Below are 22,636 nucleotides of genomic sequence, written 5' to 3'. Positions count from 1 at the left end.
CGGTGAGTTCCTAGACAGTTCCCACCCCACCGGAGGTCTTCGCCATGTTCAAGACCAGACCAGTGTCAACAACGCTCGTGATCAATACACCTAGGGACGCGGGGGACGGCCGACATCAGGGAAACCCCTTGACCTGGACCGGGTGGCCCGGCGAGCGCACCATGGCCCGATGCGAGACTCCGCGATGTGGGTGAACACGTCCCCCGACACCGGTCCCGTGCTGCCGGACGACGTGCACGGCACCCGGCGGGTCGTCCTGTTCGGGCCCCCTGGAAGTGGCAGGACCACCGCGATCGGGGCCCTGGGGCGCCAGCTCGGCCTGCCCGTGCTGCGGCTGGCTCCGCACCCGCAGGACGCACAGGTCCCCTACGCCGGGCTGCTCGAACTCGCCCTGGCCCTCCCCGCACTTCCCGCCGCCCGGGAGCTGGCGGCGGGTGTCGACGGGGCCGCCGTCCGACCGGCCTCCCTGGAAGACGCCGGTTCGGCCCTGCGGCTGCGTCGGCAGACCGCCGCCGTACTGCGGGAACTACCACCCATGACACTGGTGGTGGACAACGCCCAGTGGCTGGACGCGGCCAGCGCCGCCGTCCTCGGCTGGGCGCTGCGCCTGGCACCGGACCTCCCCGTCGTCGTGGCCGAGCGCACCTGGCGCCCGGGGGCCGCGGGCCACTGGTGCGGGGAGGACGCCCGTGCCGTGCGCGTTCCGCCCCTGACGGCCCCCCAGATCGCGGCCCTGCTCTCCCCGTACCGGCTCGCCCCCCGCGAGGTCGCGCGCATCCACGCCCACAGCGGCGGGAACCCGGCGCTGGCCCTTGCGCTGGCCCAGGCCCGCAGCCACTCCGCCGCGCCCGTCGCGACCGATGTGGGAGACGATCCGGTTCTCCCTCCCCCGGCCCGTCGGCTGGTGGGCGAATGGTTGGGAACGGTGTCGGACGACGTCCAGGAACTGCTGACGTCCGCCGCGCTCGACGACCGCTTCGACCTCGACCTGCTGAGTGATCTCGCCGGTCCGGCAGCCGAAGGCATGCTGGCCGAGGCCGAGGCGGCCGGACTCGTCGACCTCGGACAGCCCGGCGGCACGGTGCGGTTCACCGCCTCCGCGATCGGCGTCGAACTCGTGGCACGGCTCCCCGGCCCCGCCCGCAGGCTCCTGCACGCCCGCCTGGCCGGGACCACGCGCGACAGTGTCCGCCGCGACCGCCACACCGCGCTGGCAGCCGATCCGGCCGACCCGCGGTCCGCCCGGTACGCCGCCCGCGCCGCCGCCCGCGCCCGACTGCGCGGCGAGCACGCGCTCGCGGCCGAGCTCTCCCTCCTCGCCGCCCGGCGCACCCCGCACGACGACAGCGACCTGTTGGTCGAACGGGCGCTGACCGCCGTGCGCGACGCCGCGCACTACGGCGACCTCCCACGCGGCCGGGCTGCCGCGCGCCTCGTCCTGGGCCACGACACCACCCCGGACCAACGCGTCGACATCCTCATCGCCCTGATCGACGCGAGCGGCCAGCACCTGCACAGCGCGGACGAGCTGTTCGCCCACGCACTCCACGAGGCGGCCGGACGAGCCGACCTCACCGCACGGATCCTCATCCGCCAGTCCCTCTGGGCCAACGTCGGCGGGGGCGACCCCCAGCTGGCGTGTGCCCTGGCCGGCCGGGCCGCCGCCCTCGCCGAGGCCCACGGCGACACCGCCACCACCGTCATGGCCCTCACGATGCAGGCCCGCGTCCAGCGCATCCTCGGCCACCCCGACGCCGGGACCACGCTCGGCCGCGCCCTGGCCCTGCCCCGCGCCGATGCCGTTCCCCTCAACGGCACGCCCCAGCACCTCGCCGCCCGGCACGCCCTCTTCGACGACCGTCCCGACGAGGCTCGCACCGCGCTGCTCCCCCTGCTGGTCGAAGCCGAGCGGACGGGGGACGCCGAGGCGACCGTGGACATCCTGCGCAGCCTCGCCGAGGCCGAACTCCGCGCCGGACGGTGCGCCAGGGCGCTCGACCACGCCCACCGCGCCCAGGCGCTGACCGACGCGACCGCCCTGTCACCCGCACCGGCGTGCTACACCTCCGCCCTCGTCGAGGGCACCGCCGGGCGTACCGACCTCGCCCTCGGCCTCGCACACCGCGGAGTCGAAGCGGCCCGGCAGGAGGACAACAAGGTCTTCCTCTCCCGCAACCTCTTCGCCCTCGGACATCTCCTTCTGGTCACCGGCCGCTCCAAGGAAGCCGTGGAGGCACTGGACGAGGTACGCGACCTGGAGGAAATCCAGCAGGTCCACGACCCGTCCGTCCTGCGCTGGCACGCCGACCTGGCCGAAGCCCTCGTCACGCTGGGCCGCCTCGAACAGGCCCACGACCTGCTGACCGGCACCCGGCGCACCGCGACCGATCTCGGCAGACACACCGTCCTCCCGTCCCTCGAACGCGTCCAAGCCCTCCTCGACGCCGCTCGCGGCGACTACGACACGGCCGCCCGCCGACTCACCGACGCGGCCGAACTCCTCGTCCACCTCCCCGTCGAGCGGGGCCGGACACTGCTGGCGCTCAGCCACACCGAACGACGCGGCCGCCGACGCGCGAGCGCCCGCGCGGCAGCACAGAGCGCCGCCGACCTCTTCACCGCCCACGGGGCGCGCCCCTGGGCCGAAACCGCCGCGCGCGCCCTCCACCGGCTGGAGCACAACGCGTCGGACAACGGCGCCCGCCCGCTCCTCACCCAGGCCGAACGACGCTGCGCCGAACTCGCCGCCGCCGGAGCGAGCAACCGTGACATCGCCACCGCGCTCACCGTCAGCGTCAAGACGGTCGAAGCGACCCTCACCCGCGTCTACCGGAAACTCGGTCTGCACTCACGCTTCCAGCTCGCGCGCTCCATCACCCCGGCGCGCGAGTAACCCGCCCGGAGGCCGTTGAGGACGAAGGGCCGGACGGACCCCGCGCGCGGCGACACCTGCGCGCGGATTCCGGCCGTCAGGGCTGGTCAGAGGGTCGCCAACTGGCGCTGTCCGGTGGTGGCCGCTCCGCCTTACGCCGGGCTCGCGGTGCCGTCGGCGAGGGCCGCGACCCGCTCGCGCCAGGTCGGCGCCGGGGGCTGGTTCCTCGCCTCCTCGGTCCACCGCGCCAGGGCGGCCGCCCGCTCCTCCCGGTAGCAGGGCCCGCACACCGTCTCGTCACCGAACGGGCGGAACACATGCTCCTCCACAGCCCCCTCCGCCTCACACGTGATCAACTCCCGCGCCGAAGGCGGCGATACGGGCGCGACGGCCGGAGCAGCGGGCGGCGCCGGGAGCTTCGGGACGAGGCGGTGGCGCAGGAAGCCGACGGCGGACCGTACGCCCTCGCGGGGCAGCTCGCTGGTCAGCGCCCGCCGCAGATCGGCGGTGCTCACCCCGCGCCGGATCCATTCGGCCGCCGCCTCGGCCAGCCCACGGGCCTCCCGCACCCCGAGGTGCAGTTGCGGATGCGCGTGCCGGAGGGAGAGCAGCACCCGCTCGCTCTCCACGACTTCGGCGAGTTCGGAGGGAGGGTGGGAGTAGTTCTTCCCCAGTTCTTCTTCTACCGGTTCATAGCCACCGGTCTCCCGGCCCCTCGGCCGACCGACCGTCGGTTCCTGCGCACCCGGATCGACGGCGGAGCGGACCACGTCCCCCACCCGGTCGTTCCGTACCGCCTTGGCCTGCTCCTCGGTCAGGGAGATGTTCGCGAAAAGTTGATCGGTCACCCAGTAGCCCCGGCGGCCCTGCCGCTTCCACTCGTGGACGAACCCGGAAGCGATCAGTTGCTTCTTGGCGCGCTGATAGGCCCGCCCGGAGATCCCGAGCGACTTTGCGTGATCGCTGAGCGCCTTTTCGACCTCCTGTTCGGGGAGGCCCTGTACGTACAGGAGGAGGATCTTCGCGTCACTGTTCAGGCGCGGGTGCCGCACGACATCGTGCGAGGCCTTCGTGTAGCGACGGGACGGCGCGATAGCATGCCAAAGCATCTTGGTGGACCTCTGATTCCACTCGTAGGTGAAGGCCCTCGGTTCGGTGCTGTGAACACCACCGGGGGCCGCTCTACGCACACATGGGCGCACAGAGCGTGATGACGCGATCGCCGTACCGCATGAAAACGTCCACTTGCGCCGCAATCGCCCGACGCCGGTCCGGGTGCGGCTCATTCGTTCAGGGCGTGCCCAATTCGTTGGCTCGATGCAGGACTTGTACGGGAAAGGCATCGCCCGCCGCTTCCGCCCGCACCGGGCTCGCGGTGAGCGGGAGTTTGTACTTCCACCAGGGCACCTTGACCGGTTGATCGGAGACGCCCGCTCGGCCGGTGATGGCGACGTCGTGCGGGGCCGGGTCGGGCCTCATCTGCCGAGCTAGGTCACCCGGCCCCCGACCTGTGGTTCGTCAGTCGCCGAGCGCCAGCCTGACGCCGAAGACGCCGATCACGGTGCCGGTGACCCGGTCGAGCAGCCTGCGGGCCCGGGGCTTGCGGAGCCACCCCTGCAGGACGCGGGCGAAGCCGATGAGGGCGGTGGACCAGAGCAGACCCAGCGAGATGTGTACCGCGGTGAGCAGGAGGCCCATGGTGAAATGGCCGGTGCCCGCAGGGATGAACTGGGGCAGGACGGCGACGTAGAAGGCGCCCATCTTCGGGTTCAGGAGATTGGTGAGCGTCCCCTGCCGCCAGCCGGCGCCGACCGAGTCCGCGCCGGAGGTCATGACCGAGTCGTCCGCGTCTGCCGAAGGCAGCCCCCGGAACGTGTCCCGGAGCATCCGGAACCCCATCCAGATCAGGTAAGCGGCGCCGACCCAGCGCAACGCGGTGTAAGCGAGATGGGAGGCCGTGAGAAGCGCGGTCACCCCGAGGGACGTGAACGCGCCCCACACCAGGGTGCCGGTTTGGATTCCGAGGACGACTCCCCAGGCTCTCCTGCGCCGACCGACGGCCGATGTGCGCAAGATCAACGCTGTGTCGAGTCCGGGAGTCAGAGTGAGAAGCCCTACAACGAGGGCGAAGGACCACAGGGCGGAACTTATTGCCATGGAATGTCAGGATACCGCGCCCGATCGCTGTCCTTGCCGGTGAAGCCAGGGGATCTTGAAATGTCAGCGCGGAGAAGCGGAAGGTGTGTGGCGTTGCGTGGCCCTCCCGATTGGAACGAGCCCCAACTCGTATATCTAAAGCGCAACTTGCTCGCTCCACCCTCGCCCGCCCGCCGCGAGCGCCACGACCGGCCACTGTTGTGCCACAGCCGCTGCTTCTCCCTCTCGGCCCCCTCGCCCCGGGTTCAGCCCGTGATGTGTGCCGCCCGTTCGCGCAGACTCTGGGCTTCCGGAAGCCCGCTGTAGCGCCGCAGGCGTACTCGCATGTCCTGGAGGGCTGTCTGGACCTTCACCGAGCGGATGCCGTCGGCGCAGTCGAGGAATTCACCCCATGCGGCCATGGCGCCATCGGTGTCGCCCTGCCGCAGGCGTACGCCGCCGAGGTCGGCCAGGACGATGGCGCGGGTACGGCGGCGATCGAGACCGTGGATGTCGAGGGCGAGGCGCAGATGCTCCTCGGCCGCGTCGAGGTCGTCGAGGCGGGAGAGGATCATGCCGGACTCGTGCGCCCAGCGGCCGGGTGAGTAGTGGGCGGCCCAGGAGTCGCCCGCCACGGCCACCGGCTTGGCGATGGAGCTTTCGGAGCGGGCGAGGTGCTTGGTGGCGGTGTGCCGGTCGCCGTCCTGGGCCGCGGCGTTGGCGAGGGTGGCCTCGTAGTAGGCGACCGCGCGGGGATGGTCGAGCTGGCGGCCGTACGCGACACATGCTTCACCGAGCTGGACCGCCTCGGCCCGGTGTCCCAGGTCCATGCACTGCACGGCCAGCCCTCGCAGCGCCGTCGCCGAGAGCTCGGGATCGTCGGCCTCGGCTGCCAGCCGGAAGGAGTGCGCGTAGTAGCGCTGGGCCAGCCCGCGCAGTCCGGGAGTGTCGCCCTCGTCCTGTGCCATCCACCCCGCCAGGTGGACGAGTTGGGAGGTGGCGGAGAACAGCTCACGTCCCGTGGCCTCGGTGAATCGGCCCTCCAACCAGGGGGCGACGTCCTGGGTGAGGTATCGAACGGCCAAGTGGCGGGCGTGCCCACCTCCCAGCTCGGAGGCGGAATCGCCGAGAGCCTTCACCACGTGCCGCACAGCGGTCACCTCACCCTGCCCCACGCGCACCGCTCCAGGAGCGGCGTTCCTGGTCCGCCGGGTGATGCTCTCCATGTCGGGCAGACCGAGCGCGGACAGGGCGTACCCACCGGACGCGAGGACGAACTCCCTACGCTCCACGTCGCTCCTTCCCAGGTGCAGAACTGATGCAACGGTATCGGCGTGCGGTGTTGACGGCATGGCCTCCGGGGGACCGATGGCTTCCGGTTCCCGCGTCGAAGTCCGCGCGTCGGCGGGCGGCCTTGGGGTCAGCAGGTCGTCCAAGCCCTCGGCGTTGACGCGGAGGAGACGGGCCAGACGTGGGCGCATCCAGGGCTGAGGAGTTGCGCGGCCCGACTCCCACCGGGCGACGGTGGAGCGGTCCACTCTCAGGTGCTCGGCGAGGGCCTCCTGGGTGAGGCCCACGGTTCGACGGCGCGCTGACAGGCCGTTGCGGTGATGAGCCATGTAGCTGTCCCCCGTTCTGCTTGCCGCAAGTGACCCGCAGACGCGTGAGTCCGCAGGTGAGCGTTAGGTGTGACGCATGGATGACGCATGGACGAGTCCATTGTGCTCTGTGATCATTCGGCTACGGGCGGTTGTGTGGGGCTGTCACATTCGCAGCCAGGAAGGTTCGGCCTCCATGTCGTTCCGAACGCACTCCCCGAAGCTCTCGTATCTCCACGTTCCGTCGGCGCTCGATGCCGTGACCGGGGCCCGTCGCGAGGTCGTGGCGATCGTCCGGGACTGGGGCCTGCCGTTGACGCGGGAAACGATCGAGACGCTGGAGCTCCTGGCCGGTGAAGTGATCGCCAACGCGGTGGTGCACACGGGGGATGGCTGCCGGGTGACGGTCAGCTGGGACGGTGCGCGCGTACGGCTGGAGGCGGAGGACGTGACGGATGGCTTGCTCCCGCAGCGTGTGCCGACCGACCTGGACGCGGAGAGCGGACGTGGACTGCAACTGGTTGACGGCCTCGCCCGGTCATGGGGATGCCGGCCGACCGAGACAGGAAAGGCGGTCTGGTTCGAGGTCGGCGGGTGACCGGGGTGAAAGCGATTGGCGGCCCCTCCTCACCGCCACCCGCGTCATTTGCGGGAACAGGCAGTCAGCCCGTTTCGGTCAGCGTCGAAGGGGACTCAACCATGCCAGAACTGACCACTACGAACGGAACCCGACAGGACAAGGGCCAGCTGGTGGCTAGCCGCCGGATCGCCGCTGCCCGCTTGCGGGCTGAGCGGCCTCCGGGCGGCGGCCCCCGGCGGATTCTGGCGGTCACGGTGAAGGAGGGGCAGGGATGACCGCCGGAGAGCCGCCCGGCCGGAGTGTGGCGCGGGCCCATCTGTCCCAGCTGATCGAGATGTTCGGGACGGACGGGTGCCTGCGCGTCGACACGGCGGCCGTCTCCGGTGCGGCCGGCCGGACCCCGGCACCCGCGTCCGAACGCGCTGAAACCTCCGGCCATGGTGAACCGGACGGCGACGAGCGGGCCTGAGGGGCGTCCCGGGGCAAGTGCCTCAGTCGCGCAGCTCTTCGAGTCGGCCGAGGTCGCTGCGGGCCGCTTTCCGATCCTCGGCGGAGAGGGGGATCGCGGCGGCCTCGGCAAGCGCCGTCGCGGCGTCCCTCTCGTCGCCGAGGCGCCCGGCGACGTCCGCCCGCAGTACCAGGAGTCGGAGCAGTTGGACGGGCGTGGGGCGCTCGTCGTCGAGGCGGAGCACCCGGTCGACGACCTTCGCGGCGGCCGCCGGGTCCTCCTTCGAGTACGCGAGGAGGGAGGCGTGGTGCAGGGCGCGGGCGAAGGCCTCCTCGGGTGCCGGTCGGTGGTGCGGGTCCTCGCTCGTCGGCTGCCCGACGCGGACGCAGTTGCCGCCCGGGTCGGTCAGGAGGAACTGCCGCGTGCCGTACGACATGTCCTTGAGCGGCCCGATGCGCGGCAGCCCCCGGGTCGGGACCTTCCCGTACGCCCGCTTGAGCCCCGCGCGGAAGTCGGCGTGCAGGCCGTCGACGTCATCGGTCCGGACGCAGCAGGTGCTGTACGACTCGGTCGGCTCGTACCGCTTCATGCCGAAGAAGTGCAGCTCGATGCCGCCGCGTTTCACGACGGCGTACGGGTTGGGGCTCTTCTGCTGGAAGGTCACCTCGAAACCGAGGGCCGTGTAGAAGTCGAGAACGGGCTGAAGGGTCCGGCACGGCAGGATCGGAACGGTTGTCTCGGCCATGTGTCGCACTCTAATCAAACTTGACTAGAGTGGGACACTGGATTCCGGGGTTCCGGGATTTCTGGCCAGTGCGGGTGACTCGTCTCCCGGGAACCGGGCCGGGAAGCGGGGGCATGGACCCGGGAAACGGAGGCACTGGGCCAATCGAGAAGGCCGGCCGTGGCGCCGGGCCGGGGTGGCTGAGGCAGGCGGGTGTAACCCGGCGACCATTGGGGCGAGCTGACGGAAACTCAGCGCGCGCACTCCTGATCGGTTTGGTAGCCATTCCGATCATGTGGAGAAAACGCCCCCTTTCCCTGCCTGGCCGTGTCACGTCGTCCGGACCCGTCTCGCGGCTCGTCACCGCGGCCCTGGTCCTCCTGGTCGGTGCGGGAACCCCCTTGGCGCTCGGCGCCGACGCCCGGGCGGACACTGGCCCCAGGCCCCGGGCCGTCGGCTCCGCGCTGGTCGACGAGACCTTCACCCACGCCACCGCCCCGGACTTCACCGGCGTCGGGTCCTCCTGTCTCACCGGAGCACCCACCGGGGACGTCGCGCCGCCCAGCGGCAACCACCCCCTCGGCGGCTGCGGTCCCGACGCGGTGGGGCCCGTGCCGCCCAACGGCGCCGAACCCGACGGCTTCCTGCGGCTGACCGACGCCCGCCACTTCCAGAGCTCGGCCGTCCTGTACAACCACGCCATCCCGGCGGGCCAGGGGCTGGACGTCACCTTCGACCAGTACCAGTACGGCAGCACGACCCCGGCGCGCCCCGCCGACGGCATCTCCTTCTTCCTCGTCGACGGCGCCGCCTCGCTGATCCACCCGGGCGCCTTCGGCGGCAGCCTCGGCTACGCCCAGCTGCGTGAGGGCGACAACCCGACGAACCCCGTGCTGCCCGGTGTCGACCACGGCTACGTCGGCGTGGGACTCGACGTGTACGGCAACTTCTTCGGTGACGGGGAGGCGCGCGGCAACGGCTGCGACCACCGCTCGCCGAGCATGGATTCCTGGCCGCCGCCCGCTCCCAACGTGATCACCGTGCGCGGGCCGGGCGACGGCGCGGTCGGCTACTGCTTCATGGCCGCCACGACCGACAACCTCTCCACCACGGGGCCCTGGCCCTCCACCCTGCCGGGCCAGCTCCAGGGCCCGACGACCACGATGCCGGCGGACGCCACCCCGCAGGAGGCGGCGCAGATCCTCGAAGCGGACCGGCGCCGGGTGAACGTGCACATCTCCGCGGGCGCGGCCCCGGTGCTCACCGTCTCCGTCGACTTCAACGACGGCACCGGTTCTCACCAGGTCCTCTCGACGCCCGCACCGCTGCCCCTCCCCTCGACGTACAAGTTCGGCTTCGCCTCCTCGACCGGTGCGAACACCGATGTCCACCTCATCCGCAACGTGGTCGTCCACAGCGCCGAACCGCTCCCCGCGCTGAACCTGGTCAAGCAGGCGAGGTTGCCGCTGCCCGGTGATCTGGCGCCCGGTTCCGAGGTGCCGTACGACTTCGTGGTGACCAACGCGGGCACGACGAACATCACCGACCTCGTCGTCACCGACCCGAAGATCGGCCCGGTGAGCTGCCCCACCAGGACCCTCGCGGTCGGGCAGACCGTCACCTGCACCGCCACGTACACCGTGACCGCGGCCGATGCGGCGGCCGGATCCATCGACAACACGGCCATCGCGACCGGCAGTTCGGACGGTGAGACAGTCACCTCGCCACCGTCGTCCGAGACCGTCCCGATCCAGCGTCCCCCGGCGATCGAGGTGGAGAAGGAGGTCGAGACCCAGGGCCCCTACGCCGTCGGGCAGACGGTCACCTACCGCTACACCGTCCGCAACACCGGCGGGACGCGGCTGGACTCCGTCGCGGTCCACGACGACCACGTCACCGGCATCACCTGCGAGTCGACCACCCTGGCCCCCGCCGGAGAGGCCGGTGACACCACCACCTGCACCGGCACCTACACGATCACCCAGGCGGACGGCACGGCGGGTTCGGTCACCAACACCGCGACCGCGACCGGCAGTGCGGACGGCGAGACCATCACCTCTCCGGAGACCGACCTGACGCTTCCCGTCGGGACGCCCCACGTGACCCTGGCGAAGCGGGTCACCTCGACCGGCCCGTACCAGGTCGGCTCGCGGGTCGACTACGCGTACACCGTCACCAACACCGGCAGTACCACCCTGACCGATGTGCGGGTCCTGGACGACCACGCCACCGACGTCACCTGCGAGGCGACCACACTCGCCGCCGGCGCCTCCACCACCTGCCGTGCCTCCTACACGATCACCCAGGCCGACCTCGACGCCTGCCGGGAGAGCGGCGCGACCGGGAACTGCACCATCGTCAACGTGGCCCAGGCCGGCGGCACCGACCCGCAGGGCCGGGAGATCGTCAGCGATCCCGCACAGGCCGAGGTCACCGTCCCCCTCGGGAAGTCCGACGTGACCCTGGAGAAGCGGGTGGCCTCGAAGGGGCCGTTCCAGGTCGGATCGAAGGTCGAGTACACGTACACCGTCACCAACAGCGGCAGCAACACGCTGACCGACGTAGGGGTGGACGACGACCTGATCGAAGGCGTCACCTGCGAGAAGACCACGCTCGCCCCCGGTGCCTCCACCACCTGCCACGGTACGTACACCGTCACCAGGGCCAGTCTGGACGGCTGCAAGAAGAGCGGCGACAAGGGGCACGGCGGTGGGACCACGTGCGTGATCACCAACGTGGCCCGCGCGACCGGCACGGACCCCGAGGGCGCTCGGGTCGTCAGTGAACCGGCTCGGGCCAGCATCACGGTCGTCGGCAAGCACAACAAGCCGTGCGGTTGCCACCACCACAAGAAGGAGCACGCCGGCCACTGAGCCGGCCCCGCCAGCAGCACCCTCCGGCGCCCTCCCGTGGGACGGCGCCGGGGGAGTGCGGGCGAGGAGGGGACCGGTGTACGTGCCCCTCCTCGCCCACGGATGCGTGCGCCGCGGGCCTCCGATCGCGGCGGAGGCGCATCTGGGGCAGGCTCGTGAGCGGGCGCCCGGGGCGGCGGAGCCGCACCCGTAACGGGCCTACCCGGCTCCGTACCCCGCCCCGCCCCCGTCCCCCCGTCCCCGCCCCTTGTTCCGCTCCCGCATCGCGACGCATCCGGAGGTCCGACCGTGCCGGCTTCGAAGAACTCCAAGGTCTACCTGGTCGGGGGCGGTATCGCCTCGCTCGCCGCCGCGGCCTTCCTCGTACGGGACGCGGGGCTTCCCGGGGATAACGTGCACATCCTGGAGCAGTTGCCGATCGCCGGCGGGTCGATGGACGGGGCGAAGGCGCCCACGCCCGAGGGCGGGTACGTGACCCGGGGCGGCCGGATGTTCGAGGAGGAGCACTACGTGTGCCTCTGGAACCTCCTGGAGACGATCCCGACCCTGGACGACCCGGCGATCTCGGTACGGCAGGAGATGCTCGCCTTCAACATCGAGCACCCCACGAACGCCAAGGCCCGGATCATCAACGCCGACGGCACCATCGCCGACGCCGCCCGGCTCGGCCTGGACACCCGCGACCGCGCCGACATGACCCGGCTGCTGGCACTGCCCGAACGGCTCATCGGCGCCCGCCGCATCGACGACTTCTTCCAGCCGCACTTCTTCACCACCAACTTCTGGTGCATGTGGCGCACGACGTTCGCTTTCCAGACCTGGCACTCTGCGATCGAGCTGAAGCGGTACTTCCTCGCCTTCGTTCAGGAGTTCGACCGCATTCACACCCTGTCCGGCGTACGGCGCAGCAAGTACAACCAGTACGACTCCGTCATCCGCCCGATCCAGGAGTGGATCACCGCCCAGGGGGTGCACATCGACTTCGGCACGACCGTCACCGACGTCGAGTTCTCCGACTCCGACGCGCGCCGGATCTCCCGGCTGCATCTGGAGCGGAAGGGGGCCGATGCGGGTGCCGGAGCCGGAGCCGGTGCCGGGACGATCGAGCTGGGCGAGGACGACTACGCGTTCCTGACCATCGGCTCCATGACCGCCGACGCCACCTACGGCGACCGCACCACCGTCCCCGAGCTGATCCGCGACAAGCGGGACGGCTCCTGGCGGCTGTGGGAGTCGATCGCGAAGAAGGCGCCCGACTTCGGCCGTCCGAACGCCTTCTGCGGCAACATCGACGAGACGAAGTGGGAGTCCTTCACCCTCACCATGACCGGCCGGACCCTCCTGGACCGCATCCAGGAGTACACCGGCAACGTGCCCGGCGAGGGCGCCCTGATGACCTGGAAGGACTCGCGCTGGCTGCTGTCGGTCGTCGTACCCGCCCAGCCGCACTTCCGGGACCAGGAGGAGAACACGTACACCCTGTGGGGATACGCGCTCTTCGGTGACGTGCCCGGCGACCATGTGCCGAAGAAGATGGACGACTGCACGGGCGCCGAGATCCTCGACGAACTCCTCGGCCATCTCGGCTTCGACGACATCGCCGACGAGGTACGGGCCACCACCCAGGTCACCACCGTCCAGATGCCGTACATCGACGCCCAGTTCCAGCGCCGCGTCGTGGCCGACCGGCCGCTCGTGGTGCCGGACGGCGCCGAGAACTTCGCCTTCCTCGGCCAGTTCGTCGAGATCCCCGAGGACGTCGTCTTCACCGTCGAGTACTCGGTACGCGGCGCCATGAAGGCCGTCTACCACCACTTCGGTCTCGACGAGGGGAAGATCCCGTCGATCTACCACGGCCTGGCCGACCCCAAGATCGCCTGGTCCGCGCTGAAGACCGCCTTCGCCTGACCGGTCGGGGGAGGGCGCGGGTCAGCGTTCCACGCCGGTGGGCCCACCGCTCGTCCTGCTCGTCCCGTCCGTCCCGTCCGTCCTGTCCGTTCCGTCCGGCTGGAGTCCGGCGGTCCACTTCTCCTCGACCCGGCCGAGGCGCCACACCGCGAACGCGACGATCCAGGTGGCGACGGAGAGTCCGACGACGAGATAGCCGACCACGTTGAGGTCGAGGCCGCCGACCCAGTCCCAGAAGGGCCCGTGCAGGCCGAGTTTCTCGCCGAGCAGGCCGACCAGCTCGACGGTGCCGACGAGCAGGGCCACCGCGACGGACAGGCCGGTGATCGTGAGGTTGTAGTAGACCTTGCGGACCGGCTTGGAGAAGGCCCAGCCGTAGGCGAAGTTCATGAACGAACCGTCGATGGTGTCCAGCAGCGACATGCCCGCCGCGAAGAGTACGGGCAGGCAGAGGATCGCGTACCAGGGGAGCCCGGACGCGGCGCCGGTCCCGGCGAGGACCAGCAGGGCGATCTCGGTGGCGGTGTCGAAGCCGAGGCCGAAGAGGAGGCCGAGGGGGTACATCTGCCAGGGCGCGGTGATCGACTTCATCAGCCGGCCCAGGATCCGGTTCATGAAGCCGCGGTTGTTCAGCCGCTCCTCCAGCGCGGCCTCGTCGAAGTGCCCGGAGCGCATCTCGCGGAACACCTTCCAGATCCCGGCCAGGATGACGAGATTGATGATCCCGATGGCGTAGAGGAAGACACCGGAGACGGTGGTGCCGATCCAGCCGGTGACGTCGTGGAGCCGGGAGTCGCCGTTCTGTACGGGGCCGGCGAGCGCCTTGATGCCGAGGGAGAGCAGGACGGCGAGGGCGAAGACGACGCTGGCGTGACCCAGGGAGAACCAGAAACCGACCGACAGCGGGCGCCGGCCCTCGTGCATCAGCTTGCGGGTGGTGTTGTCGATGGCGGCGATGTGGTCGGCGTCGAAGGCGTGCCGCAAGCCGAGCGTGTAGGCCGTGACACCTATGCCGATGCCGAAGGTCTTCTCCCCAAGGCTGTAGTGCGCCGGGGCGACGATCGCCACGAGGATGAACCAGCCGATGACGTGCAGGGCGACGATGAACGCGGCCATCCCCGCCACCCGCCGCCACTCCGCGCGGGTCAGGGACCCGGCGATGCGCCGTCGGCGGGAGGACGGGACTCCGGTGGCCGGTGGGGTCGGGGAGGAGGGTGCCATGCGCGTCTTCTTCCGCTTCGCTCTCGACACTTATCGCGTATGGCCCGCTGTTGCAACATATGTGCAAGAAGGGTTCGGCGTGGATCGGGCCGAAGAGCCACCGTCCGCTGATCGGAGCTTTGCGTCACCGTGGGCGGAGCATGGCGAAACCGTCATCCTCGGGCCCGGGAGTTCGCGGCCACCCCGCCACGACGAGGGCTCGCGCCCCGTACGCCGCGCAGGCCGCCAGCGCCTTGCGGGTCGACATGTCCGCGACGGCCTCCTGGAGCGGCCGCGTCGTCCACGGTGTCGCCGAGGTGCAGGACCGGATCGCGCGCGAGGTCCCGTACGAACGGCAGCAGTCCGCGGTCAGGGGCGCGGGGCGGAGGCGCGGGGCAGCGCCCAATAATGCGTTGACGCCCCCGGAAGGCGTCCTGTTAGCCTGAGCGGGTTGTTCTGATTACTTATGGGCCGATGTGCCCCAGAAGGGGTGTTTTATGACCCGGTCCGTGCCGAGCGCGCCTCGCCGCTCCGCGTAACGTCCGCCGCCTTCCGCCGCCCGGTTCCCGGGTGGTCGCCGGACGTGTCCTCCGGTGCTCCGATCTGCCCGTCCGCCGCCCTGCGGTGATGTCGGGCCGTTCCTCGACGAGGCCACTCGGCCTGCTCTTGCTGTCCTGACAGACTTCTCAGCAAGGAGCACACGGGTGTCCAGCAACACCACCAACAACAACAACACTCTCGGCCTCAACACCTTCGCCTGCGCCTGGTGCGGGCTGACCGTGTCCGCGTACGCCGCCGACGGCGCGCAGCGCAACCACTGCCCCTCCTGCCTGCACTCCCGGCACGTCCTCGACCACATCGAGGGCGGTTCGAGCGACTGCGCGGGCCGGATGTCCCCGATCGCCATCGCCGTGCTCCGCACCGGTGACTGGATGGTGATCCACCGCTGCGTCCGCTGCGACGAACTCACCTCGAACCCGGTGTGCGCCGACGACAACCAGCTCATCCTGATGCGCATGGCGGTCCGGCCACTGGCCCAACCCCCCTTCCCCCTCGAAGCGTTCGGAACCCTCTGACCGCCCGGCGGGAAAGGAAAACACCATGTCGCGCCACAACGGACGAAGCGGTCGCGGGCGGCGGCGCCCGCAGCGGCACAAGGACGTCCTGCACATCGGGGGCGGACACCGGACGCGTGCCTTCCGGTGCGTCTCCTGCCGTCTCGACGTCTCCCCCGACGCCCCCGGCACCGCGCACCGCAACCACTGCCCCCACTGCCTGGCGAGCCGGCACGTCGACCGGAGGATCCCCGGCGACCGCGACGCGGACTGCCGCGGCCGGATGGAGGCGGTGGGCATGTCCGTCCGGACCGACGGCGAGTGGACGATCATCCACCAGTGCGCCTCCTGCGGCGAGCTCAGCGCCAACCGCATCGCGGGCGACGACAATCCGCTCGCCCTGGTGCGCCTCGCCCTGAGGCCCCTCGCCGGTGCCGGGGCGGTCGGCCGGTCCCTTCTCACCTCGTAACCAGGTCCCCGCGCCCCCTGACCGGCCTTGTCCGGGCAGGGGGCCGCGGCCGTGGTTCCGGTCCGGGCCCGGACAGGTCAGTTCCAGGAAGCGCCCGCCGGCTCCTCGATCGTCGCGTTGATGCGGTTGAAGAAGTTGGTGAGCCCGATCATCAGGATGATCGCCGAGAGCTGCTCCTCGTTGAAGTGGTCGGCGGCCTCGTCCCAGACCGCGTCGGGGACGGCCTTCCCGGAGCGGTCCGCGATCCGGGTGGCCGCTTCGGTCAGGGCCAGGGCGGCGCGCTCCTCGTCGGAGAAGAACGGTGCCTCGCGCCAGGCGGCCACCGCGTGCAGCCGCTCGTCCGTCTCGCCGTGGCTCTTCGCGCCCGCGACGCCCGCGAAGACGCAGGCGCTGCAGCCGTTGATCTGGCTGGCCCGCAGATGGACCAGCTCCAGGATCTGCGGGGCGACACCACCCTGGTACATGGCCTTGTAGATGTTCTGGATGCCCTTCATGGCGTCCGGCAGGACCATCGCGGGGTTCTTCATGCGGGCGGTGGTCGTGGTGTTGGCGTTCAACGTGGTGTTTCCTCTTCATCGGTGAGTGTCCGTCATCAGGTCGACGGATCTCGACACGGGGGTGTGACGGATGAACGAGAAAGAACTTCTGGCCGAGCGGTTCGAGGCGGAACGCGCCCAACTGCGCGCCGTGGCATACCGGATGCTGGGATCGGTCGCCGAGGGCGAGGACGCCGTCCAGGAGGCGTGGCTGAAGCTCGGCCGCAGCGACGTGAGCGAGGTGAGGAACCTCGGTGCCTGGCTCACCACGGTCGTCGGCCGGGTCTGCCTGGACATGCTGCGTTCCCGTGCGTCGCGCCGGGAGGACCCGCTGTCCGAGGGGGAGGAACGACTCCGGCTGCCCGACCCGGTCGTCAGCGGCCTCGCGCCGATCGATCCCGAGCGGGAGATCCTGGTCGCGGACTCGGTCGGCATCGCGCTCATGGTCGTGCTGGACACGCTCTCGCCGGCCGAGCGGCTGGCCTTCGTCCTGCACGACATGTTCGACGTGCCCTTCGACGAGATCGCGCGGATCCTCGGCCGGACCGCCGCCTCCACCCGGCAGCTCGCCAGCCGCGCCCGCCGACGTGTCCAGGGCGTCGCACCGGCCGCCGACACGGACGTCGCCCGCAAGCGCGAGGTCGTGAACGCGTTCGTGACCGCCTCCCGCAGCGGGGACTTCGAGGCGCTGCTGACCGTCCTCGACCCCGAGGTGGTGGCGCGCTCCGACGGCGGCACGCTCGTCCCGAGCATCCTGAGGCACGGGGCGGCCGACGTGGCCTCCCAGGCGGTCACCTTCGCCCGCTTCGCCGCGGACGCGCGCTTGGTGCTGGTCAACGGCACGCCCGGAGTGGTGTCGTTCGCCGAGGACCGGCCGCTGGCCGTCATGTCCTTCACCATCAGGGACGGCCGGATCACCGGACTGGACATCCTCACGGACCCGTCACGCCTGGTCGCCCTCGGCCTCGCCTTGTGACCGGCGGACCGTCCGGCCCTACGACTCCCTGACCGGCACGTTCCCCGCCCCGGCGGCGGTCTCCGGACCTGTACCCGTACTCGTACCTGCACCCGCACCTGTACTTGTACCCGGATCCGTACCCGAGTCCGCCGCCGGTCGCCTCAGAAGGAGCACGATCAGGAGGACGAACGCGGTGAGGGCGGTGAACGTCCGCAGGTCGTTGAAGAGTTCCCAGCGTCGCAGGATCTCCGCGTGGTCGGCCGGGGGCGAGCCGACCGCCCATTCCTTGATCCGCCCGTTGATCGGTACGTTGCCGAGACGGGTGACCAGGAAGGAAGCGAGGGTCAGCAGCCCCGCCGCACCCGCGATCACCCGGGCGCGGCCGCGGGTCAGGGCCGCGAGAGCGAGGGAGGCCGACGTCGACACGGCCATCGCGGCCTGCATCGTGATGCCGTTCGTCTTCATCAGTTCGGCGTGGAACGACAGCCGCATGTCGAGCGGTACGGCGTCGAAGGTGGGGACGAGGTTGGCCGCGCCGTAGCCGAACGCGCCGGCGAGAAGGCCGGTGGCGAGCAGGGCGAGTCCCTGAAGGAGCCGGACGCGCATGCCCGTCACTTCCCCGGGGCGACGAAACGGTCGCCCGGTTCGCCGTGCAGGTGTCCCGGCGGGAGCCGTCTGCCGTACGCGACCAGGAGAAGATCCTGCCCGGTGCCGGACAGGGGCGTGCCGGTGCCGAAGGACCAGTCGAGGTCGTCGGCGTGGAGTCGCACGCCGCTCAGGTCGGCACCGAAGAACGCGAGGGACCTGGCATCGACGCGGTCCAGGAGGATGCGCACGCGGTCCATGGGGACGCGGCGGCCGAGGCCCAGCGCCACCGTGATGTCCAGACCGTGCACCACATCGTGGCCCAGGGCCGCCTCGATCCCGCCGACCGGCGGCTTCCAGGGGTGGTCCGCGTGGTCCCGGAGGAAGGCGGCGAGCTCCGACGTCCCATGGGCGGCGGCGTCCTTGCGGGCGCACAGGTCGGTCATCCGGTGGAGGCTGCCCCGCGCCCGGACCAGTTCGCGGGCCATCCTGGGCAGCGAGTACCGGAACCCCATCGTCATGTGGGCCGCGACCTCCCGTACCCGCCAGCCCCCGCACAGGCTCGGAGCCTCCCACTCCTCGGCCGACAAGCCGTCGAGCACGGCCGCCAGTTCTCGTCGTTCGGCCGCGATCGCCGCTCTGACGTCCGCTGCTGGTCTCCGGTGCGACGTGTTCCCCATGACTCAAGGCTCTCGGCGGCCGCACCATAAGTCCAAGAGTTTGTAAGTCTCGCAACTAGAATGATCGGTTATGGACGTTCGGCAGTTGCGGTACTTCGTCACGGTCGCCGAGGAAGCCAATTTCACCCGGGCCGCCGCCCGCCTGCATCTGGCGCAGCCGGGGGTGAGCGCTCAAGTCCGGCAGCTCGAAAGGGAACTCGGGCATCCGCTGTTCGACCGCTCCGGACGGGCGGTGACGCTGACGGAGGTGGGCGAGGCCGTACTGCCGTACGCGCGGGCCGCGCTCGGCGCCGTCGAAGCGGTACGGCAGACCGCCGACGAGTTCACCGGTCTGCTGCGCGGGCGGGTCACGCTCGGCCTGGTCTCGGGCGCGGCCGGGGCGGCGGAGTTCGGCCTGGCCGCCGTACTGGCCGGCTTCCACGAGGACCATCCCCGGGTCGAGATCACCCTGACCGAGGACACCTCGGAGCACATGCTCGCCGCGCTGGGGCGCGGGGAGCTCGACATCGCCGTGGTCGGACTCGCGGACGAGGAGCCCCCGCCGGGCATCTCCGTCCAGCTCCTGGTGGACGAGCCCCTGGTCGCGGGCGTCGCTCCGGACGACCCGGCGCTCGTGCCCCCGGACCGTACGACCATTCCGCTGGCCGAGCTCCGCGACCGTCCGCTGATCAGTCTGCCGCGTGGCACGGGACTGCGCGGGGTGCTCGACCGCGCGTGCGCACAGGCGGCGTTCCGGCCCCGCATCGCCTTCGAGGCCGCCGCTCCACCGTTCCTCGCACAGCTCGCCGCCCGTGGCCTCGGGGTGGCGGTGATCCCGGCCCTCTCCGCCGACGCGGCGGCGGCCCTGGGCCTGCGGACACTGGAGATCACCGAGCCCCGGCTGCGCGGCCGGGTCGCGCTGGCCTGGCGGACGGCCGGCCTCGCCGGCCCCGCGGCCACCGTCCTTCTGGACCTGCTGCGCACCGAACTCACCGCACCGGGCAGCCCGGTCTGACGCACCGGCACAGGCTGTAGCCTTTTCCGCCCGGGATCTGGAGGCGCGATATCCCGGGCGTCGTTGTCGCTGATACTCGGGGGACGGTCTGCGAGGGCGAGTGAAAAGACCGGTCGCCGTTGATTCGATTTCACCCGGTCCGGGTCGAAGTCCGGAGCGCAAAGATTCATGTTTTGTCTGGATGTGGCGCAAGCTGTTTTAATTGTCTAACCCGCTTGTGGGTTGCTTTCATTCCGCTGTGTCCGCCGTGATCCTCCAGTGACGCAAAGGGAGTTGGCCCCTGAGCCCCTGGAGGGAATTCCCGCAGGTCGGCCGGTGTGGACGTGGGTGTGAAGCCGTTCACGACGGGAAGTTTAGTGATCATTTTCGTGATAGAGTATCAATGAATTCACTGGACGCCGCGACTAAAAGGGGAATGGCGTGAACACCGAGAAGGTTACGGCTCGACGTCTTACGGCCGAGGAGATTTCGGGCCTGGGTCCGCAGGATGGAATCTTCGTCTCGGCAGGGACGAGTGCCCTTCCTCTCGACTGCTACGCCCCGGCATTTCTTACGGGGCCGGGCAAGAATTTCGAGGGAGGGTCCTTCGTCGCGAGGACGGTTTTCGGTGAGGAGGTCCACGTCCTCCCGGACAACGCGGATGAGGCCGGGATCTGGATCGCCGACAAGAACGGGGAGGAGATCGAGGTCCTCCAGAGCGCCGGGGTTCTCCTGAACCTCGCCCTCTTCGTGCCCAGCGGGGGCGCGGAGTCCCTGGAGGCGCTCTACTCCGCCGCGCGGGACGCGTTCGGTGCGGGGGTCGTCCAGCGCTGGAGCGAGGAAGTCGTCGCGGTGCCGGACGTCAAGATCGACCTGTACGAGGAGCCGGCCAAGGCCCGGAAGAACGCGAACGGCCAGAACCGCGACCGCCGCGCCCTGGACATCTACCCCACCCGGGTGCGGTTCCTGGAGCCCAGCGACGGCTGGAAGTTCGTCGTCGAGCCGCACAAGGAGATCGTCGACGACACCCCGACGATCTGACCCGACGGCGGCGGCCCGGAGGCCGCCCCGCTCGCAGGAGCCCACTCCCTCCGTGACGGATCCACCTGGGCTCACCAACGAGCGGGCTGGTGACAGCAGTTGACGCAGAACGCCCGGCCGGGACATCCCGGCCGGGCGTTTCGCGTCGGCACCACCGCCCGGATCGGCGTCAGGACTCCAGGGCCAGTGAGCAGTCCCGGCCCAACCGTCCAGAAGCCGAGGGTTCCCCGGGCTCTCCCGCCCCTCCCCGCTCTCCGTGGGACGGGGTCTGTCAGACCAGGGCGAGCCGGTCCACGAGCAGCCCCACCCTCGTCTCGGCGTACTCGGGAGGGAGGCGGCCCGCACGGGTCAGGGTGGCCAGGCCGTGCAGGGCGGCCCAGAACGTCTCGGTGAACGTCCCCGGTTCGACGCCGTCCCCGGAGACCTCGGCCAGGGTCTCCATCAGCGCGGCGAAGGCGTCCTTCAACGGCTCGGGGGTGTCCTCCCGCGCGTACGCCAGACCGCCGTCGAGCTGGAACAAGGCGTCGTAGACCGCCGGGTGGCGGATGGCGAAGTCGAGGTAGGCGCGGGCCAGGGCGGCGACCCGGGCCCGCGGGCCGTCCTCGGCGGCGGTCGCGGCCCGCACCGCTGCGGCCAGTTCGGCCGCGCCCTCCAGGGCGACGGCGCCGATGATCTCCCGCTTGCCGCGGAAGTGGCTGTAGAGGACGGGCTGGCTGTACTCGATGCGCTCGGCGAGCCGGCGCGTGGTGACCGCGTCCCAGCCCTGCTGCTCGGCGAGTTCGCGGGCCGTGGCAACGATGAGACGCTCGCGGGCCGCCCGTTCGCGCTCCTTGCGTTCCTGTACTGACATGACCCGATCCTAGCATCGCTAGACAATCGAGCGTCAGCAGTACTAGCGTTGCCTTGTCACCTAGCGCCGCTAGAAAACGGGGGAACTGTCATGCTCAGCACACTCCAGGTCGTCACCACCGTCGTCGTCGGCCTGATGGTGGGGGTGGAGTTCTCCGTCGCCTTCATCATGAGCCGCATCCTGAACGCCCTTCCCGAGGACAGCGCCCAGCTCGGCCACTCCCACGGCGGCCGCATGCTCGGCGCGCTCATGCCGTTCTGGTACATCGGCTCGCTCGTCCTCAGCGCGATCTGGGCCGCCGCCGGATGGCACCGTCCCGGCGCGGGACTTGTCGTCACCGCCGCCGGCCTGCTGATCCTCAGCGTGATCATGTCGATGCTGCTGCTCGTCCCGATCAACAACCGGGGCAAGACCTGGACCCCCGAGAACCGGCCTGCCGACTGGAAGCAGCAGCTGCACCACTGGGAGCGCTACCACTACGTCCGCGTCGCCGTGATCGTCGCCGCCTTCGCCCTGCTGGTCACCGCTCTCGTCTGACAGCGACAGCGCTGCCACCCACCACGTCCACGACGTTCCGCAAGGAGAAGAACCATGTCGCTGAAGAAGATCAACACCGTCCTGGCAGCTGCCTTCATCCTCTTCGTCCTCTGGTTCGGGACGGAGTACATCCTGAGCCCGGAGACGACGGCGCCGAGCTTCGGCCTGCCGAGCTGGCCGTCCGGCGACGGCGGCGGCTTCCTGATCATCAAGGGCGTCCGCGACGTCGTCCTGGCCCTGGTCCTGGCCGTCCTGCTGGTGACGGGGCACCGTCGGGCGCTGGGCTGGGCCCTGCTGGTCGAGGCCCTGGCCGCTTACGGCGACATGGCCAACGTGCTGGCCCACGACGGCTCCATGGCCATGGCGTTCGGCGTCCACTGCCTGACCGCCACGCTGATGGTGGCCAACGGCCTCCTGCTCATACGCGAGACCCGCACCCCCACGGCCGCCCCGACGACGCCCGCCCCGCAGTCCGCCTGAGGATGGAAGACGAACAAGGCCCTGGTCCCGGAGACCAGGGCCTTCGTCATGGAGCGCGTGACGGGAACCGAGCTCGCGCCCCGAGCTCCCTACGCGCGCTGCCGTCCTGAGCGGCGAAGCCGAACCCCGCGGT

Annotated in this window: 21 protein-coding genes; 12 read left to right on the top strand and 9 right to left on the bottom strand. The window is 70.6% G+C overall.

Annotated elements, in window-relative coordinates; translation table 11 throughout:
- Positions 1 to 169 precede the first annotated feature (169 nt).
- Complete coding sequence (locus ACF08W_RS24965; RefSeq protein ID WP_392280583.1) at positions 170 to 2,893, top strand: LuxR C-terminal-related transcriptional regulator; 2,724 nt, start codon at positions 170 to 172, stop codon at positions 2,891 to 2,893.
- Positions 2,894 to 3,024: 131 nt separating this feature from the next.
- On the opposite strand, the gene ACF08W_RS24960 is transcribed toward ACF08W_RS24965, so the two are convergent.
- The 3 genes from ACF08W_RS24960 to ACF08W_RS24950 all read right to left on the bottom strand — a co-directional run bounded on the left by ACF08W_RS24960 (position 3,025) and on the right by ACF08W_RS24950 (position 6,627).
- Positions 3,025 to 3,981 carry a hypothetical protein gene (locus tag ACF08W_RS24960; protein WP_392280582.1) on the bottom strand — a complete coding sequence of 319 codons (957 nt, stop codon included), beginning with the start codon at positions 3,979 to 3,981 and terminating at the stop codon, positions 3,025 to 3,027.
- A 409-nt stretch (positions 3,982 to 4,390) separates the two neighbouring features.
- Positions 4,391 to 5,029, bottom strand: a complete 639-nt coding sequence (locus ACF08W_RS24955) for a LysE family translocator (RefSeq protein WP_385203169.1) — start codon at positions 5,027 to 5,029, stop codon at positions 4,391 to 4,393.
- 245 nt (positions 5,030 to 5,274) lie between these two features.
- Positions 5,275 to 6,627 (bottom strand): helix-turn-helix domain-containing protein, encoded by a 1,353-nt coding sequence (locus ACF08W_RS24950; RefSeq protein ID WP_392280581.1) that lies wholly within the window; start codon positions 6,625 to 6,627, stop codon positions 5,275 to 5,277.
- Between the two features lie 175 nt (positions 6,628 to 6,802).
- On the opposite strand from ACF08W_RS24950, the gene ACF08W_RS24945 reads away from it, so the two are divergent.
- Together ACF08W_RS24945 and ACF08W_RS24940 are read left to right on the top strand one after the other, a co-directional pair.
- Positions 6,803 to 7,204 carry an ATP-binding protein gene (locus tag ACF08W_RS24945; RefSeq protein ID WP_392280580.1) on the top strand — a complete coding sequence of 134 codons (402 nt, stop codon included), beginning with the start codon at positions 6,803 to 6,805 and terminating at the stop codon, positions 7,202 to 7,204.
- 253 nt (positions 7,205 to 7,457) lie between these two features.
- Positions 7,458 to 7,655, top strand: a complete 198-nt coding sequence (locus tag ACF08W_RS24940) for a hypothetical protein (RefSeq protein ID WP_385203187.1) — start codon at positions 7,458 to 7,460, stop codon at positions 7,653 to 7,655.
- Between the two features lie 22 nt (positions 7,656 to 7,677).
- Here ACF08W_RS24940 and ACF08W_RS24935 read toward each other — a convergent pair whose 3' ends face one another.
- Positions 7,678 to 8,379, bottom strand: a complete 702-nt coding sequence (locus ACF08W_RS24935) for a bleomycin resistance protein (RefSeq protein WP_385203190.1) — start codon at positions 8,377 to 8,379, stop codon at positions 7,678 to 7,680.
- Positions 8,380 to 8,759: 380 nt separating this feature from the next.
- Here ACF08W_RS24935 and ACF08W_RS24930 point away from each other — a divergent pair, with 380 nt between their 5' ends.
- Positions 8,760 to 11,231: a hypothetical protein gene (locus ACF08W_RS24930; protein WP_392280579.1), complete on the top strand. Its 2,472-nt coding sequence runs from the start codon at positions 8,760 to 8,762 to the stop codon at positions 11,229 to 11,231.
- A 288-nt stretch (positions 11,232 to 11,519) separates the two neighbouring features.
- Entirely contained in the window at positions 11,520 to 13,139 is a 1,620-nt protein-coding gene (locus ACF08W_RS24925) for an oleate hydratase (protein ID WP_392280578.1), read from the top strand.
- 21 nt (positions 13,140 to 13,160) lie between these two features.
- Here ACF08W_RS24925 and ACF08W_RS24920 read toward each other — a convergent pair whose 3' ends face one another.
- Positions 13,161 to 14,360, bottom strand: a complete 1,200-nt coding sequence (locus ACF08W_RS24920; RefSeq protein WP_392280577.1) for a HoxN/HupN/NixA family nickel/cobalt transporter — start codon at positions 14,358 to 14,360, stop codon at positions 13,161 to 13,163.
- Positions 14,361 to 15,043: 683 nt separating this feature from the next.
- Between ACF08W_RS24920 and ACF08W_RS24915 the strand changes: the two genes are divergently transcribed.
- Complete coding sequence (locus ACF08W_RS24915; RefSeq protein ID WP_392280576.1) at positions 15,044 to 15,415, top strand: RNHCP domain-containing protein; 372 nt, start codon at positions 15,044 to 15,046, stop codon at positions 15,413 to 15,415.
- A 25-nt stretch (positions 15,416 to 15,440) separates the two neighbouring features.
- Positions 15,441 to 15,863, top strand: a complete 423-nt coding sequence (locus ACF08W_RS24910) for an RNHCP domain-containing protein (protein ID WP_392280575.1) — start codon at positions 15,441 to 15,443, stop codon at positions 15,861 to 15,863.
- A 77-nt stretch (positions 15,864 to 15,940) separates the two neighbouring features.
- On the opposite strand, the gene ACF08W_RS24905 is transcribed toward ACF08W_RS24910, so the two are convergent.
- The gene (locus ACF08W_RS24905; protein WP_366289148.1) at positions 15,941 to 16,390 is read right to left on the bottom strand and encodes a carboxymuconolactone decarboxylase family protein; all 450 of its coding nucleotides are present in this window, start codon (positions 16,388 to 16,390) and stop codon (positions 15,941 to 15,943) included.
- A gap of 100 nt (positions 16,391 to 16,490) precedes the next feature.
- On the opposite strand from ACF08W_RS24905, the gene ACF08W_RS24900 reads away from it, so the two are divergent.
- Positions 16,491 to 17,375: a sigma-70 family RNA polymerase sigma factor gene (locus ACF08W_RS24900; RefSeq protein ID WP_392280574.1), complete on the top strand. Its 885-nt coding sequence runs from the start codon at positions 16,491 to 16,493 to the stop codon at positions 17,373 to 17,375.
- Positions 17,376 to 17,393: 18 nt separating this feature from the next.
- On the opposite strand, the gene ACF08W_RS24895 is transcribed toward ACF08W_RS24900, so the two are convergent.
- Together ACF08W_RS24895 and ACF08W_RS24890 are read right to left on the bottom strand one after the other, a co-directional pair.
- Positions 17,394 to 17,963 (bottom strand): DUF1772 domain-containing protein, encoded by a 570-nt coding sequence (locus ACF08W_RS24895; protein ID WP_392280573.1) that lies wholly within the window; start codon positions 17,961 to 17,963, stop codon positions 17,394 to 17,396.
- A gap of 5 nt (positions 17,964 to 17,968) precedes the next feature.
- Entirely contained in the window at positions 17,969 to 18,622 is a 654-nt protein-coding gene (locus tag ACF08W_RS24890; RefSeq protein ID WP_392280572.1) for a maleylpyruvate isomerase family mycothiol-dependent enzyme, read from the bottom strand.
- 70 nt (positions 18,623 to 18,692) lie between these two features.
- Between ACF08W_RS24890 and ACF08W_RS24885 the strand changes: the two genes are divergently transcribed.
- Positions 18,693 to 19,616 (top strand): LysR family transcriptional regulator, encoded by a 924-nt coding sequence (locus ACF08W_RS24885; RefSeq protein ID WP_392280571.1) that lies wholly within the window; start codon positions 18,693 to 18,695, stop codon positions 19,614 to 19,616.
- Positions 19,617 to 20,036: 420 nt separating this feature from the next.
- A complete protein-coding gene (locus ACF08W_RS24880) occupies positions 20,037 to 20,636 on the top strand; it encodes a hypothetical protein (protein WP_385203221.1) in 600 nt (199 codons plus the stop codon).
- A gap of 271 nt (positions 20,637 to 20,907) precedes the next feature.
- Here the strand turns inward: ACF08W_RS24880 and ACF08W_RS24875 are convergent, their stop codons facing one another.
- Complete coding sequence (locus ACF08W_RS24875) at positions 20,908 to 21,486, bottom strand: TetR/AcrR family transcriptional regulator (protein ID WP_385203224.1); 579 nt, start codon at positions 21,484 to 21,486, stop codon at positions 20,908 to 20,910.
- A 90-nt stretch (positions 21,487 to 21,576) separates the two neighbouring features.
- On the opposite strand from ACF08W_RS24875, the gene ACF08W_RS24870 reads away from it, so the two are divergent.
- Both ACF08W_RS24870 and ACF08W_RS24865 read left to right on the top strand, forming a co-directional pair.
- A complete protein-coding gene (locus ACF08W_RS24870) occupies positions 21,577 to 22,023 on the top strand; it encodes an anthrone oxygenase family protein (protein WP_392280570.1) in 447 nt (148 codons plus the stop codon).
- 54 nt (positions 22,024 to 22,077) lie between these two features.
- Entirely contained in the window at positions 22,078 to 22,503 is a 426-nt protein-coding gene (locus tag ACF08W_RS24865) for a DUF4267 domain-containing protein (protein ID WP_392280569.1), read from the top strand.
- Positions 22,504 to 22,636 lie beyond the last annotated feature (133 nt).

It is taken from the genome of Streptomyces sp. NPDC015144 (assembly GCF_043079735.1).
GTDB lineage: Bacteria > Actinomycetota > Actinomycetes > Streptomycetales > Streptomycetaceae > Streptomyces.
Note: the sequence above shows the minus strand (reverse complement) of the source record. Positions and strands in the feature narration are given on the sequence as shown.